The following is a 16,047-nucleotide window of genomic DNA, read 5'->3' as shown; positions in this document are numbered from 1 at the left end:
GTCAACGAAGTCGCTCTGCGTGTTGTAGCAGCGTCCAACTCGTCGATGTTCAACTCCGACCAGCAAGCCACGCGCACCAGCAGCGTGGCCGCGGCAATCAACCAGCTCGGTGCCGCCGCCCAGGAAATCGCACAGAACGCCGCCCTTGCCTCGCAACATTCGAGCGACGCCCGCGCTCTGGCTGAAGACGGTCAACAGGTTGTGGATAAAACCATCGCCGCCATGCAACAGCTCTCGGCGAAGATCAGCGATTCGTGCGGCAATATCGAGACGCTCAACAGCAACACGGTCAACATCGGGCAGATCCTGGAAGTGATTACCAGTATCTCCCAGCAGACCAACCTGCTGGCACTCAACGCCGCCATCGAAGCCGCACGAGCCGGTGAAGCAGGTCGCGGTTTCGCAGTGGTTGCCGATGAAGTGCGCAACCTCGCCCACCGCACCCAGGACTCGGCGCAGCAAGTGCAGACGATGATCGAAGAGTTGCAAGTCGGCGCCCGGGCAGCGGTGAGCATCATGACCGACAGCCAGCGCCAGAGCGAAAGCAGCGTCGGCATCGCCAACCAGGCGGGTGAGCGACTGGGGAGCGTGACCCAGCGCATCGGTGAAATCGACGGTATGAACCAATCGGTTGCGACCGCGACAGAAGAGCAAACGGCGGTGGTGGAGTCGATCAACGTCGACATCACCGAGATCAACACGCTGAACCAGGAAGGTGTGGAAAACCTGCAGTCGACCTTGCGTGCGTGTGCCGATCTTGAACGGCAGGCGGCGCGGTTGAAGCAGTTGGTGGGTAGTTTCAGGATCTGAGGCGCTCTCGCGGGCCTCATCGCTGGCAAGCCAGCTCCTACAGGGATCTTTGTCGTACTGGAGATCTACTGTAGGAGCTGGCTTGCCAGCGATGGCGGCATCAACAACAGCGAAAAATCAGAACCGAGAGCCCGGCTTCGACAGAAACACGAGTTCCTGTGCAGTACTCTCCCTTCCCAACACCGCATTGCGATGGGGAAACCGTCCGAACTGCGCAATGATTTTCTGGTGCTTCTCGGCGTAATCCAGGTAGTCGGCAAACAGCGCCCGATCACCGTCAGGCTGCTGCGCCACCAACTCGATGTAACGCCAGACGCCTTCGTTCTGCACCGCGAGGTTTTCGCTGTGCTCGAACACCAGATAGATAAACACCCGTTGAATCGGCCGCAACTGCCGATCGAAATCCGCCGCAATGCCTTGGACTACAAGAGTCTGTGCCTGGGGATCGCCGGAAAATGCTTTGGGCGTGTCGCGAAAGATCATTCGTGGGAGTTGATCGAGTAACAGCACCAGCGCCAGCCAACCTTCGGGACATTGCATCCACTCGGTCAATCCGCCGGCCAGTGCCTGCTCGACCTGGTCCCCGAAACGCGTGCGCGCTTCGAGGTCCTGGCTGTCGCGCTTGCCGAACCACAACTTGCCCTGCTGCGCCGCCACTTCACCCGGTGTTTCGAAGTTTCCGAACCACCAGTCAAGCAACGGCTGCCAGGGCGCGTTCATGGTTTATTCCTTGTGGTAAGCCGTGACGCGGGCAACTTCTTCTTTCGAACCGAGGAACACCGCTACACGCTGGTGCAGGCCTTCGGGCTGGATGTCGAGGATGCGCTGGTGACCGTCGGTGGATGCGCCGCCCGCTTGTTCCACCAGGAACGACATCGGGTTGGCTTCGTACATCAGGCGCAGTTTGCCCGGCTTGGACGGCTCGCGGCTGTCACGTGGGTACATGAACAGACCGCCACGGGTCAGGATGCGGTGCACGTCGGCAACCATCGCCGCGACCCAGCGCATGTTGTAGTTCTTTTTCAACGGGCCTTCATCGCCTGCCAGCAACTCGCTGACGTAGCGCTGTACCGGCGCTTCCCAGTGACGCTGGTTGGACGCGTTGATGGCAAATTCCTGGGTCGCTTCAGGAATGGTGATGTTTTCATGGGTCAGTACGAAGCTGCCCATTTCACGGTCCAGGGTGAAGCCTTTCACGCCGTCGCCCAAGGTCAGGATCAACATGGTCTGTGGACCGTAGATCGCGTAACCGGCGGCCACTTGCTGGGTGCCTGGCTGCAGGAAGGCCTTTTCATTCAAAGGCTCGTTCTGGCTCAGGTATTCGTTCGGGCAACGCAGTACCGAGAAGATCGTGCCGACCGGGGCGTTGATGTCGATGTTCGACGAACCGTCCAGTGGGTCGAATACCAGCAGGTAGGCGCCTTTCGGGTATTTGCCCGGGATCTGGTAGGCATTGTCCATTTCTTCGGACGCCATGCCGGCCAGGTGACCGCCCCATTCGTTGGCTTCGAGCAGGATCTCGTTGGAGATCACGTCGAGCTTCTTCTGCACTTCGCCCTGGACGTTTTCAGTGCCCATGCTGCCCAGAACGCCACCGAGGGCGCCTTTGGACACGGCGTGGTTGATCTCCTTGCAGGCACGCGCCACCACTTCGATCAGGAAGCGCAGATCGGCAGGAGTGTTGTTGCTACGGGTCTGCTCAATCAAATAGCGACTCAAGGTAACGCGGGACATGGAAGGCTCCGGTGGAATGGGGGGGCTAAAAACCCGCGCAGTTTAACGCGAGTCGGGGCGCATTTCCTCCTATCAGACGTGATCGGCCAAAGAGAGTTCATGCGCGGGGTTGAGCGTAGATGGAAATGGGCTGGATGTGAGCTTGCGAACAGAGGTCATTTCGGCATTTTTATTGACTGGACGACCGCTATCGCGAGCAGGCTCGCACAGGGGTACGCATTCCAACTGTAGGAGCGAGCCTGCTCGCGATTGGGTGCGCAGCACCCACCATCAGGATTTTTCTGATGGTCTGCGCAGCAGGCTGAACGCCATCGCCGCCAAAAACAACACACTGAGCAACAACACCGCCCACAAGCCGAACTTCTTCCAGTTGGTCTCGATCGGCGCAGACGCGGCGCTTGTAGACGGCTGCGTCACCACCGCCCCGACATCCACCCTGGCCCGGCCCAAAGTCGCGAGCTTCGCCGGACTGTAATCCGGGATCAGCGTCGACAGCGGCAAGTTCGCCGCCTTCGCCGTCGTATTGCCCACGGCCAGCGTGTAAGGCCCCGGCCCACGCGCCAGAAACACCAGTCGCGTAGCACGCACGGCAAACTTCAGCGCCGGCACCTGATCACCCAGGCCACCACCGCGTTCGTCCACGTTCAGTTTCAATTGCTGGACGATTTGCCCCGACAACTGCAGTTCGTTTTGCACTACGTCCTGACCATTCTGGGTCAGGCGATAGAGCAATCCGTTGCTCAACGACTGCCATGGCAGGCTGCTGTCGCGCCGCCCGGCCAGACTCACTGGCGCAAGGCTGTTGGGCTGGCTCAACTCGACCTGCACCCGCTCGACACTCAGCCCCATCGGCAACTGCCAGGTGTACTCACCTGTCTTCACGCTGCTGCCGGCCAATGCCTGGGACCAGACCAACGGCAGCGGCAGGTTTCGAGTACTGGCGCTCTGCAGTTGTGCCGAAGTCAGTGTCGGTGCCGAATGCGGCGTGATCCACAGCAACCGCAGGTAACGCGCCGACTGGCCCGGCAGGTTGACTTCATGCTGCTCGACCCGCTCGTCGGAAAAGGTCAGACGCGCCACCTGCCCTTCACCCCAGGACTGCCAATGCTGCAAATCATCGCTGGCTTCGACGGTGAAACGCTGGAAGCCGTCGCGCTCGCTGGTCCAGTCGAGAACCAGCTGCTGCAACGGCGCCTTGATAGCGGAAGCGTCGAGCAACCAGCCGCGCAACTCCTCCTCACCCGCCTCCAGCTGACTGGAGGGCTGCACCTGGACCAATGTGCCGTTGCTGCTCGATTGCACCCGCACGCTCGGCGCGGTTTCAGTGGCGTCCATGGAGTTGTACAACGGAAACCATTTCACCTCGGTCAAGGTGCGCGTTTCATTGCTCCGCGCCGACTCCCTGGCCAAGGCATAAGCCTGAACATCGCCCACGGCATTGAACACACGCACGTCGCTCAGGTCGGCCTGCCGTGCACTCAGTTGTACGTTCAGGGGCAGTTCAAGGCGATACCAAGGACCGTCGCCCGTCACCGACAAAGGCACTTGGGTGGTGAAGTCCGCCGGTTTTTCCTGGGCAACCGCCGACAACATCACACCCATGGCAACAACACCCAGCCAACCCAGGTTCAGCTTCTGCCTCAAGACGACACTCCTTCGCCATCCGTGACCGGTTTCTCGATATCCGGCACAGGTTCGGCACGCTTGGGCGGCAGCGGGGCGAAATAGCCCACCACCAGCAGCAACACGCCGACACCGATAAACGACACGATCCGCGCCAGCCCGCCGCGATTACTCAATTCGACAAAGAACAGCTTGGTCACGACCACGCCGATCAAGGCCGCACCGATCAACCAGACTTCGCGGCGACGGCGCAAATGGCCGCCGATCATCAGGCTCAGGGCCATCAAGGTCCAGACGATGGACAGACCGGCTTGTACACGCATCGACGCCAACAACAGATCCAGCTCGAACGGCACCCCACTCCAATGGTGCGCCGTACGCATTACCAAAGCGGTAAAGAACACGAACAGCGAGGCGCCTACGGCCCCTTGAGTGGCGATGACGGCGTAATCCTCGCGAACCGCCAATTGTGTCATGGCGCTGCGGGACCAGACATAGATGCCAAACAACGCGAACAACAGGCCCAGCTCCAGCGGGTTGATCAATGGCAAGTAGGGCAGTGGGTCGGCGTTGCCGTCACTGGCGACATTCGCCAACCAGAACCAGCCGAGCATCATCAACGCCAGCGGTGCGGCGGCGTATATACGGTATTCACGCGGATACGCCGACACCGGCCAAGGCCAAGCGCGAGGTGCCGCCATCAGTACCAGATACAGACTTGGCAGAATTGCCCAACCCAACCAGCGCCAGGCGTTGTATTGCTCGGACAACACCAGCAAGCCGTAACGCAGCTCCAGAGCCAGTACACCCATCAAGAGCCAACAACCGAGCACATGGGCGACGCTCGCCACGCGTGCTGGCAGCATTGGCGCCAGGCGGTGCAGGGACATGAAATGCACGACGAACACGGCGGCCCAAGCCAGCCAGCCAAAGTTGGCCGCCGGGTGATAACGCGAGTGCCAGGCCGCGAGCAGTACCAGCGCCGCCGCGGGAATCAACACCGTGCCGAGTCCCCCCAGTGACGGCCATTTCAGACGCAGCGCCAATACTGTCCACAACGCCACACTCACGGCAGCGATGCCCAATAACAAAGTCGCCCACATCGTCAACGGCGCAAAATGCACCACTTCGATGATCCAGGCCAACGCCCACCAGCCTGCGCCCCACACCAACAGCGCCTGGGACAGGCGCAACAGGTTTAGCCCCTCCAACGCTGCGAGCGAATGACCAATCTGCAAACGCCAGGCTCCGGCCATCGCCGCCAGCCCCAGCACCAGTGGCGCCCAGAATCCAGCGTGAGCCAAGGGATTCAGCCCTTCACTGAACAGCGGCCGCGTCGCCAGGAAAAACGCGCCACCCAACAGCTGAACAGCGAGCGCGGTGAACACGAACGAGCGCGATGACAGGCGCAGGCCAACCAACAAGGTCAGCGCCCCGGACAGGGCCCAACTGATCACCGTGCCATGACTGAAGAAAAACAACGGCGCCAGCAAATAGAGAAACGCCAGCCCGAGGCACGCCAGGACTGGCAGGCCTTTCAGTTCCCAAGGCCTGATCTGTTCCGGCAGGGCCTTACGCAACTGGTAGAAGCTGAACAGCAACGCGACGCCCAGTAACAGCGCGCCTAGCGGAACGCCGCCGAGCAGGCTGCTCTCGCTGTCGTGCAGTTCGCTGAGAAACACCAGCGCCGAACCCAGTTGCAGGAGCAAGGCAAAGGCTCGGGCCACGGGCCTTTGCTGGCGCAGGCCGAGCCAGAAGATCCCCGCGCCCTCTACCGCCCACGCCGCTGTCGTCCAGCGTGCATCGAGCCCCAGCGGAATCGCCAGGCTGGCAAAGATCACGCCCAAGGCCAGGCAGGTTTCCCCCAGCAACAGCGTGCGCCCGGCCATCAGCCAACGGGCCAGCCCCATGTAAATCATGCCCAGCGCCAAGGCACTGAATGCCGCCGCGAACTCCAGATGCTGCACCAGTGCGAACTGCAAGCCGAAACCCACCAGCGGCGGACCGAACAGCAGCGTGCCGTCGACGTAGTTGCCCTTGCGCGCTGACCATTGCAGCAGCGACTGGCGACTGCCCTCTGCCGGTGCATCGCTCATTTCCAGCAGCCTGCGGCGGGCGAACAGCAGACCAATGGCCAGGTACATCAGGAAAAACAAAATCAGAAACGGCTCGGTGCTCCACAACTGCTCCGGCGAGTAAGTGCGCAGGCCCCAGGCGAAACCGATGCCGAAGGTGCCGCTGAACCCGATGGCATTCAACGGCCGCCAGGCCTTGAACCAGGCGATGGCGAAGATGCCTGCATTGAGCAGGGCAAAGTAGCTGAACAGCGCGACGTGGCTGCCGGCGCCAGTGGAGGCCAGGAGTGGTGCGGCGAAACCACCCAGTGCGGCAGCGGCGGCCAGCCCCAGGGAGTCCTGGGTAATGGCGAGAATCGCCGAACAGACCGTCACCGCCACCAGCAAGCCAAACCCCGCCGAGGGGTCGAGCAGTGGATGCAGACGCATCCCGGCAAACACCGTCAGGTACAGTACGGCGATCCCGGCGCCTTGCAGGATCAACGCATAACTGTTGTTGCGCGCTCGCAACCACCAACCCAACCCGAGCAACCCCAAGGCTGCCGCCGCAACGCCTGCGTACCGCAACTCAACCGGGACCACCACGCCTTCGGTCGCATAGCGCAGCAGAAAGGCCAGACCGAGGAACAGCAGCACCACGCCGACCCGCAACACGGTATTGCCGCCGAACAACCAGGCCCGGGCGCCGCTGATGGCTCGGTCGATGAAGTTCGGGCCGCGCGGGGGGACAGGTGGTTGTGTCTGACGGGCGAGCGTCTCGGCCTTCCAGGCATCGGCGGGCTGCGCACGATTGGTTTCGGTGGCCGCTGCGGCGATCGGCTCGAGTTCGGGTGGCAGCTCCCAGAGCAACTCCGTGGCTGCGGCAGATGCTTCATCGAGGATGGCTTCAGGTGAGACAAGGGGTTCGCGGATTTCCGGCACCTTGACGCCCGATGCTTCGAGCAGCGCCAGCCTTTGCTCGACCGCCTGCAGCGCTACCTGCGCCTGCTCCAGCAAACGTTGCTGCTCGACGGCCTGCGAGTCCATTCGAGCCATGCGCAGGGCCTGGCCGATACCCAATCCGAGTAACGCGCCCAGCAGTGCATCGCTGAATGACTCGTCAAGTATCCAGCCGAGCACCAGCCCTGTCAGCATGAACATCCATTGCATGGTCGATATCCCTAAGCGCATTGGCCAATCCGGAAAGATTAGCTCAGCCGTATCCATAAAGATCGCAGCCTTCGGCAGCTCCTGCATAGTCGCGGTATGACGCGATCCTGTAGGAGCTGCCGAAGGCTGTGATCTTTTTCGGCGCGCCAGTATATCCGCCTGTCTGAAGACTTACTCCAGCGCCTTCCAGATTTCCGTGGCGTACTCGCGAATGGTCCGGTCCGATGAGAACCAGCCCATCCGCGATGTATTTAGCACCGCAGAGCGCCACCACTCCTTCGAATCGTGCCAATGAGCCTCGACGCGCATCTGGGCGTTCCAGTACGAGTCGAAATCGGCGCAGACCAGGAAGCGGTCGTGATCCACCAGCGAATCGATCAACCCGGTGTAACGGGACGGATCATCGGGTGAAAACACCCCACTGCGAATCGCTTGCAGTACATCGCCCAAACGGTGGGACGCGGCAATGTCCGACGCGGCGTTGAACTCATGGTTCTGCTTGCGCGCCTCCACCTGCTGCGCACTGAGGCCAAAGATGAACATGTGCTCGGCGCCGATGCGGTCGCACATTTCCACGTTGGCGCCGTCCAGGGTGCCGATGGTCAGCGCACCGTTGAGTCCGAATTTCATGTTACTGGTGCCTGAGGCTTCAAAGCCTGCGGTGGAAATCTGCTCGGACAAATCCGCCGCCGGGATGATGCTCTCCGCCAGACTGACGTTGTAGTTGGGCAGAAACACCACTTTGAGCAAGCCGCGAACCGTTGGGTCGTTATTGACCACCCGGGCGATGTCGTTGGTCAGTTTGATGATCAACTTGGCCTGGTGATAACTGGCTGCAGCCTTACCCGCAAAGATCTTCACCCGAGGCACCCAGTCGATTTCCGGCTCGGCACGGATCGCCTGGTACAAGGCCACGGTGTGCAACAGGTTGAGCAGCTGCCGCTTGTACTCGTGGATCCGCTTGACCTGCACGTCGAACATCGCCGCTGGATTGATCGCCACACCCAGCCGCTCATGGATCAGATACGCCAGGGCTTTCTTGCTATGCAGCCGTTGCTCGGCGAAGGCCTTGCGGAACGCGGATTTCTCGGCAAACGGTTCAAGGGCGAGCAAACGGTCTTCCGGGTTATCCAGTACTTCAGGCCCGAGGGCATCAACCAGCATCGACGTCAGTTCGGCGTTGGCCTGATACAGCCAGCGGCGGAAGGTGATGCCGTTGGTCTTGTTGTTGATCCGATCCGGATAGAGCTTGTGCAGTTCGGAGAACACCGTCTGGCGCATCAGTTGCGTGTGCAGCCCGGACACGCCGTTGATGCTGTGGGATCCGAGAAACGCCAGGTTGCCCATACGGACCCGGCGACCGTTGTCCTCCTCGATCAGCGATACCGCGCGCAACACGTCGAAGTCGTGGATGCCTTTGGCGCGCAGGGAGTCGATGTGCTGGGCGTTGATCAGGTAGATGATCTGCATGTGCCGCGGCAGCATGCGTTCCATCAGGCCGACCGGCCAGGTTTCCAGCGCTTCAGGCAGCAACGTGTGGTTGGTGTAGGACAGCGTATCGACAGTGACCTGCCACGCCGCGTCCCACGCGACGTCGTACACGTCGACCAGTTGCCGCATCAGTTCGGCCACGGCAATCGAGGGGTGTGTGTCGTTGAGCTGGATCGCCGCGTGGTCGCCCAGGGTCAGTACCGAGGTGTGCATGTTGCGATGACGGCGCAGCAGATCCTGCAAGGAGGCGGCGACAAAGAAGTATTCCTGACGCAGACGCAGTTCCTGACCGGCCTCGGTGCTGTCCGCCGGGTAGAGCACGCGGGAGATACTTTCGGCCCGGGCCACTTCGGCCACGGCGCCCAGGTGGTCGCCGGCGTTGAAGCGTTCCAGATGCAGATCTTCCATGGCCCGGGCGCGCCACAGCCGCAAGGTGTTGACGCTCGCCCCGCGCCAGCCCACCACCGGCGTGTCGTAAGCGATGGCTCGCACGGTCTCTGCCGGATGCCAGACTTGCCTGGACTTGCCGGCGTCGTCGGTCACGGTCTGCACACTGCCGCCGAAACCGATGGTGTAGACAACTTCCGGCCGCTCGAACTCCCACGGGTTGCCGAAATCCAGCCAGTGCTCGGTTTGTTCCTGCTGCCAGCCGTCGACGATGGCCTGACGGAACAAGCCGTGCTCGTAACGAATGCCGTAACCGTGACCAGCGATGCCGAGCGTCGACATGCTTTCCATGAAACACGCCGCCAATCGCCCGAGACCACCGTTGCCCAGGGCCGCGTCGGGTTCCAGCAAGCGGATGCGTTCAAGATCGACACCGAGCTCGGTCAGCGCCTCGCGGGCGACGTCAAGCAGGCCGAGGTTGCTCAAGCTGTCGTAGAGCAGCCGGCCGATGAGGAACTCAAGGGAGAGGTAATAAACGCGCTTCTGACCTTTGCGGTAGATCTGTCGCGTATGGTCCATCCAGTGCTCGACCATGTGATCACGTGCGGCAAGGGCAATGGCTTCGAACCAGTCATGGTCAAAGGCGTGATCCGGGTCTTTGCCCACCGCGTAGGTGAGTTTCGTCAAGACGGCGTCGCGGAATGCGGCCACCTCTGCTTCGCGAACAAGTGGTTCTTGAGTCATCGATAAGACCTCGAGCGAGCTTGGGTTGTCTGAGCCTAGACGGTCTGACAGGCGGTAGAGGCTCTGGTTCGGCAGTTTTTCGAGTGAGTGTGAGCCAGGTCGACATTAGGTTGTCGTGTGCCTGAATGAATGCAGGGGCCGTGCCGAATTTTGATCCTCTTGAACCGAGCGTGAAAAAAACTGGCGAAAGGTTGTTCAAAAATCCACCAGTCCCGGTATGATCGCGCGCCCTGATGCACACGCTGGTAACAACCGATGATGAAGCCCAACCTGATCGCCGCCGCGGAGATCGACCGACTCGATACCTGGGCCAAGTACTCTGCCCCGATGTGCGGCTCGTGCATGTCCAGCTGCTGCACCCTGCCGGTCGAGGTCAAGATCAAGGATCTGATCCGTATCGGCATCGTCGATGAATTCGAGCTGGGCGATCCGCCGAAGAACATCGCCAAGCGTCTGCAGAAGGAAGGCCTGGTCGAGCGCTTTAACCAGAAGTCGGGCATCTTCACCCTTCAGCGCATGAGCAACAACGATTGCTACTACCTGGATCGTAAGAGCCGTCTGTGCACTATTTATGAAAAGCGCCCGGATACTTGCCGCAATCACCCGAAAATCGGCCCGCGGCCGGGGTATTGCGCGTACAAGCCCAAAGAAGTGGAGCGCGAGCGCAATTCTCGGTCGATTGAGCGGTTCTGATCTGCCCTGAAAATCCTGGCAGCTGATCGGCCGCCATCGCTAGCACAAACACCGCACAAACCCCAGACAAACAAAAACGCCCCCGGCCTTTCGACCGGGGGCGTTTTCATTCAGCCGGAACTAAAACTCAGTTCTTGGCTTTCTTGGCAGCGCGGGTACGCTCGCTTTCGTCCAGGATCTTCTTGCGAAGACGGATGGACTTAGGCGTTACTTCGCACAGCTCGTCGTCCTGGATGAATTCCAGAGCCTGTTCCAGGGTGAAGCGAACAGGTGGAACCAGAGCGATGGTTTCGTCTTTACCCGAAGCACGCATGTTGTCGAGCTTCTTGCCCTTGGTAGGGTTAACGCCCAGGTCGTTGTCACGGCTGTTCAGACCAACGATCTGACCGTTGTAGATTTCCTGACCGTGTTCTACGAACAACTTGCCACGCGCCTGCAGGGTTTCCAGGGAGTAGGTCAGTGCCTTGCCGGTTTCAACCGAAACCAGAACGCCGTTCTGACGGCCGGACATGTCGCCGGACTTCATCACGTCGTAACGGTCGAAGATCGAAGTCAGGATGCCAGCACCGTTGGTCAGGGTCAGGAACTGGTTACGGAAACCGATCAGACCACGAGCAGGGATGTTGTATTCCAGACGAACACGGCCTTTGCCATCCGGCACCATGTTGGTCAGGTCGCCTTTACGCAGACCCATCTCTTCCATCACCTTGCCCTGGGATTCTTCCGGCAGGTCGATGGTGACGTTTTCGTACGGTTCGTGCTTCACGCCGTCAACCAGACGGATGATCACTTCCGGACGGCCTACAGCCATTTCGAAGCCTTCGCGACGCATGGTTTCGATCAGTACCGAGAGGTGCAGTTCGCCACGGCCGGAAACCTTGAACTTGTCAGCCGAGTCGCCTTCTTCAACGCGCAGAGCAACGTTGTACAGCAGCTCTTTGTCCAGACGTTCCTTGATGTTACGGGAAGTCACGAACTTGCCTTCTTTACCGCAGAATGGCGAGTCGTTTACCTGGAAGGTCATGGAAACGGTTGGCTCGTCGACGGTCAACGGCTTCATCGGTTCAACGGTGTCCGGGTGGCACAGGGTGTCGGAGATGAACAGCGAGTCCATACCGCTGATGCACACGATGTCGCCTGCAGCAGCTTCTTCAACGTCTACACGGTGCAGACCGTGGTGACCCATCAGCTTCAGGATACGACCGTTACGCTTCTTGCCGTCGGCGCCGATAGCGACAACCGGGGAGTTCGGCTTGACGCGACCACGAGCGATACGGCCAACACCGATAACACCCAGGAAGCTGTTGTAGTCCAGTGCGGAGATCTGCATCTGGAACGGACCATCACGGTCAACAGCCGGCGCCGGTACGTTGTCGACGATCGACTGGTACAGCGGGGTCATGTCTTCAGCCATTTCGTTGTGGTCCAGACCGGCAATACCGTTCAGGGCCGAGGCGTAGACGACTTTGAAGTCCAGCTGTTCTTCGGTGGCACCGAGGTTGTCGAACAGATCGAAGATCTGGTCCAGAACCCAGTCCGGACGCGCGCCTGGACGGTCAACCTTGTTGATGCACACGATCGGACGCAGGCCGGCTTCGAAAGCCTTCTTGGTCACGAAACGGGTTTGCGGCATAGGGCCGTCTTGAGCGTCAACCAGCAGCAGAACGGAGTCGACCATCGACATTACGCGTTCAACTTCGCCGCCGAAGTCGGCGTGGCCCGGGGTGTCCACGATGTTGATGTGGTAGCCGTTCCAGTTGATGGCGGTGTTTTTCGCCAGAATGGTAATACCGCGCTCTTTTTCCTGGTCGTTGGAGTCCATCACGCGCTCGTCGTTGAGCTCGTTGCGCTCCAGGGTGCCGGATTGACGCAAGAGTTTGTCTACCAGGGTGGTCTTACCATGGTCAACGTGAGCAATGATGGCGATGTTGCGTAGATTTTCGATCACTTGTGTATCTCGATCAGAGGATTCGGTGTGCTGACAAGTCTTGGCAGCGATTTACAGTAGAGTCAGGCCTTGCCGTTACAGCTTGACGGCAGAGTCGGGGGGCCGGTGACGCAGGCCACAGGCATACAGCCCCGGGCTCTTAGCTCGGTCGATAAACGCGCACATTGGCATGCCCCTCACTGAGCAAATGGTGGGCATGCAGGCGACTCATCACGCCTTTGTCGCAATAAAGCAGGTACTGGCGAGTAGGGTCCAGTTCCTTGAAACGAGCGTTCAGTGCATAAAACGGCATCGTTTGTACCTCGATGCCAGCCAGGTCCAGCGGGTCGTCTTCAGCGGCATCCGGGTGACGGATATCGATGACGATTTGACCGGCCAGCGCCTCGCTGACTTCTTCAATTTGCAGGTCCTGGCCCAATTCATCGATCACGCGATCGATCGGCACCAGTTTGGCGTTTTCGAGCGCACGCTCGAGCACCGCCATGTCGAACTCTTTCTCTTCATGCTCGACGCGATGGCGTTTGGCTGCGGTCTTCGGATTGACCGAGATGACGCCGCAGTATTCCGGCATGTGCCGGGCGAAATCGGCGGTGCCGATTTCGTTGGCCAGGTCGATGATGTCCTGCTTGTGGCTGGCGATCAGCGGGCGCAAGACCAGCTTCTCGGTCACGCAGTCGATCACGTTCAGGTTCGGCAACGTCTGGCTCGACACCTGGGAGATCGCCTCTCCAGTCACCAATGCCTCGATGTGCAGTCGATCGGCAATTTGGGAGGAAGCGCGCAACATCATACGCTTCAATACTACGCCCATATGACTGTTATCGACTTTGCCGAGAATTTCGCCCAGCACTTCCTCGAACGGCACACTGACAAATAGCACGCGTTGGGAGCTGCCGTACTTCTTCCAGATGAAATGCGCGACTTCCATCACGCCCAGTTCGTGGGCTCGTCCGCCCAGATTGAAGAAGCAGAAGTGCGCCATCAGGCCGCGGCGCATGATCTGGTAGGCCGCCACGGTGGAGTCGAAGCCACCGGACATCAGCACGAGCGTCTGCTCCAGTGCTCCCAGCGGATAACCGCCGATGCCGTTGTGCTGGCTGTGGATCACAAACAACCGTTGGTCGCGAACTTCGATCCGGACTTCGATTTCCGGCTTTTTCAGGTCAATTCCGGCGGCGCCGCACTGACGGCGCAACTGGCTGCCGACATACTTTTCGATATCGATGGAGCTGAATGGGTGCTTGCCGGCCCGTTTGCAACGCACCGAAAAGATCTTGCCGGTCAACGCATCACCGTAGTGCTGCTTGCACTTTTCGACGATGTCATCGAAATCGCCCAGCGGGTACTCATCAATTTGCAGGAAATGCGCGATGCCGGGCATACAGCTCAGGCGCTCGGTCATCTCCTTGAGGGCCTTGGGCTCGGCGACACGGGTTTCCAGCTCGAGGTTGTCCCACACGCCGTTCACCACCACGGCCGGGTCCAGATCGCGGAGCACGGCACGGATGTTTTTGGCCAATTGACGGATGAAACGCATCCGTACCGGGCGGCTCTTGATGGTGATCTCGGGGAAGACTTTTACGATTAATTTCATGGAAACAGCGCGCGCATGGCCTGCCGAAAAAGGGGGGCGCGGATTATAGCGGAAATTGCTCAAGGTTTAACCAGTTAATGTGCAGAAGGTTTATCGTGCACCAAAACAGGTCATTTTGTGATTTAAGCGCTACATTACAGGGCGGTATTTTCTGCTTTAACGCGTATAGAAGGCTTATAAGCGTGTTTTTGGGGCAAAAAACCCATGGTGGGGCACTGGCATGCAATTTGCTCCCTTGTGAGGCAGGTTGCCTTGGCAGAGTATTCGCGCCGGCATCACCCACATTCCAAGGGCTATCCATTACTAAGCCCGAAGCCACCCGGAGGACACTATGTCGAAGTCGGTTCAACTCATCAAAGATCATGACGTCAAATGGATTGATCTGCGCTTCACGGACACCAAAGGCACTCAGCACCACGTGACCATGCCGGCTCGCGACGCGCTGGATGACGACTTCTTCGAAGTCGGCAAAATGTTCGATGGTTCCTCCATCGCCGGCTGGAAAGGCATCGAAGCTTCCGACATGATCCTGCTGCCGGACGATTCCACTGCTGTTCTGGATCCGTTCACCGAAGAGCCGACCCTGATCCTGGTCTGCGACATCATCGAACCTTCGAGCATGCAAGGCTACGACCGCGACCCACGTGCGATCGCCAAGCGCGCCGAAGAGCACCTGAAAGCCACCGGTATCGGTGACACCGTGTTCGCCGGTCCAGAACCAGAATTCTTCATCTTTGACTCGGTGAAATTCAAGTCGGACATCTCCGGCTCGATGTTCAAAATCTACTCCGAGCAAGGTTCGTGGATGTCCGACCAGGACATCGAAGGTGGCAACAAAGGTCACCGCCCAGGCGTCAAAGGCGGCTACTTCCCGGTTCCACCGTTCGACCACGACCACGAAATCCGTACCTCCATGTGCAACGCACTGGAAGAAATGGGCCTGACCGTCGAAGTTCACCACCACGAAGTGGCAACTGCCGGTCAGAACGAAATCGGCGTCAAGTTCAACACCCTGGTGAAGAAAGCCGACGAAACTCAAACCCTGAAATACGTTGTACACAACGTAGCCGATGCCTACGGCCGCACCGCGACCTTCATGCCTAAGCCACTGTACGGCGACAACGGCTCGGGTATGCACGTGCACATGTCCATCTGGAAAGATGGCAAGAACACCTTCGCTGGCGAAGGCTATGCCGGCCTGTCCGACACCGCCCTGTACTTCATCGGCGGCATCATCAAGCACGGTAAGGCCTTGAACGGCTTCACCAACCCGGCGACCAACTCCTACAAGCGTCTGGTTCCAGGCTTCGAAGCTCCGGTAATGCTGGCCTACTCGGCTCGCAACCGTTCCGCTTCGATCCGTATTCCTTACGTGTCGAGCCCGAAAGCCCGCCGTATCGAAGCACGCTTCCCGGACCCGGCTGCCAACCCTTACCTGTGCTTCGCCGCACTGTTGATGGCTGGCCTGGACGGCATCCAGAACAAGATCCACCCAGGCGACGCAGCTGACAAAAACCTGTACGACCTGCCGCCTGAAGAGGCGAAAGAGATCCCACAAGTTTGCGGCAGCCTGAAAGAAGCCCTGGAAGAGCTGGACAAAGGTCGTGCGTTCCTGACCAAAGGCGGCGTGTTCTCCGACGATTTCATCGACACTTACATCGCTCTGAAAAGCGAAGAAGAAATCAAGGTACGTACCTTCGTACACCCACTGGAATACGAGCTGTACTACAGCTGCTGATCCGGTAGCGCTGCGGCACGCGGCGTGACAAAAAGAGGCCTCCTTCGGGAGGCCTTTTTTG

10 protein-coding genes are annotated in these 16,047 nt (G+C 59.6%); 3 read left to right on the top strand and 7 right to left on the bottom strand.

Features of this window, described 5'->3' with window-relative positions; genetic code table 11:
* The first annotated feature begins 45 nt into the window (after window positions 1-45).
* Window positions 46-810, top strand: a complete 765-nt coding sequence (locus QMK58_RS28835; protein WP_371259744.1) for a methyl-accepting chemotaxis protein — start codon at window positions 46-48, stop codon at window positions 808-810.
* Window positions 811-927: 117 nt separating this feature from the next.
* Here QMK58_RS28835 and QMK58_RS02350 read toward each other — a convergent pair whose 3' ends face one another.
* The 5 genes from QMK58_RS02350 to QMK58_RS02330 all read right to left on the bottom strand — a co-directional run bounded on the left by QMK58_RS02350 (window position 928) and on the right by QMK58_RS02330 (window position 10,013).
* A complete protein-coding gene (locus tag QMK58_RS02350) occupies window positions 928-1,530 on the bottom strand; it encodes a DUF924 family protein (RefSeq protein WP_053153224.1) in 603 nt (200 codons plus the stop codon).
* 3 nt (window positions 1,531-1,533) lie between these two features.
* A complete protein-coding gene (locus tag QMK58_RS02345; protein WP_007975526.1) occupies window positions 1,534-2,544 on the bottom strand; it encodes a class 1 fructose-bisphosphatase in 1,011 nt (336 codons plus the stop codon).
* A 270-nt stretch (window positions 2,545-2,814) separates the two neighbouring features.
* Window positions 2,815-4,188 (bottom strand): DUF3999 domain-containing protein, encoded by a 1,374-nt coding sequence (locus QMK58_RS02340; protein WP_053153220.1) that lies wholly within the window; start codon window positions 4,186-4,188, stop codon window positions 2,815-2,817.
* Window positions 4,185-7,391: a DUF2339 domain-containing protein gene (locus QMK58_RS02335; protein ID WP_320395819.1), complete on the bottom strand. Its 3,207-nt coding sequence runs from the start codon at window positions 7,389-7,391 to the stop codon at window positions 4,185-4,187. Before QMK58_RS02335 ends, QMK58_RS02340 begins: the two co-directional genes overlap by 4 nt.
* Before the next feature lie 171 nt (window positions 7,392-7,562).
* Window positions 7,563-10,013, bottom strand: a complete 2,451-nt coding sequence (locus tag QMK58_RS02330) for a glycogen/starch/alpha-glucan phosphorylase (RefSeq protein WP_053153215.1) — start codon at window positions 10,011-10,013, stop codon at window positions 7,563-7,565.
* Between the two features lie 255 nt (window positions 10,014-10,268).
* On the opposite strand from QMK58_RS02330, the gene QMK58_RS02325 reads away from it, so the two are divergent.
* Window positions 10,269-10,706 carry a YkgJ family cysteine cluster protein gene (locus QMK58_RS02325; protein WP_053153212.1) on the top strand — a complete coding sequence of 146 codons (438 nt, stop codon included), beginning with the start codon at window positions 10,269-10,271 and terminating at the stop codon, window positions 10,704-10,706.
* A gap of 127 nt (window positions 10,707-10,833) precedes the next feature.
* On the opposite strand, the gene typA is transcribed toward QMK58_RS02325, so the two are convergent.
* Both typA and thiI read right to left on the bottom strand, forming a co-directional pair.
* Entirely contained in the window at window positions 10,834-12,654 is a 1,821-nt protein-coding gene (gene typA, locus QMK58_RS02320; protein ID WP_053153209.1) for a translational GTPase TypA, read from the bottom strand.
* Window positions 12,655-12,793: 139 nt separating this feature from the next.
* Window positions 12,794-14,248, bottom strand: a complete 1,455-nt coding sequence (gene thiI / locus QMK58_RS02315; protein ID WP_053153206.1) for a tRNA uracil 4-sulfurtransferase ThiI — start codon at window positions 14,246-14,248, stop codon at window positions 12,794-12,796.
* A gap of 331 nt (window positions 14,249-14,579) precedes the next feature.
* On the opposite strand from thiI, the gene glnA reads away from it, so the two are divergent.
* Complete coding sequence (glnA, locus tag QMK58_RS02310; protein WP_053153203.1) at window positions 14,580-15,986, top strand: type I glutamate--ammonia ligase; 1,407 nt, start codon at window positions 14,580-14,582, stop codon at window positions 15,984-15,986.
* Window positions 15,987-16,047 lie beyond the last annotated feature (61 nt).

This window comes from Pseudomonas sp. P8_241, from assembly GCF_034008315.1.
Taxonomy (GTDB): Bacteria; Pseudomonadota; Gammaproteobacteria; order Pseudomonadales; family Pseudomonadaceae; genus Aquipseudomonas.
Note: the sequence above shows the minus strand (reverse complement) of the source record. Positions and strands in the feature narration are given on the sequence as shown.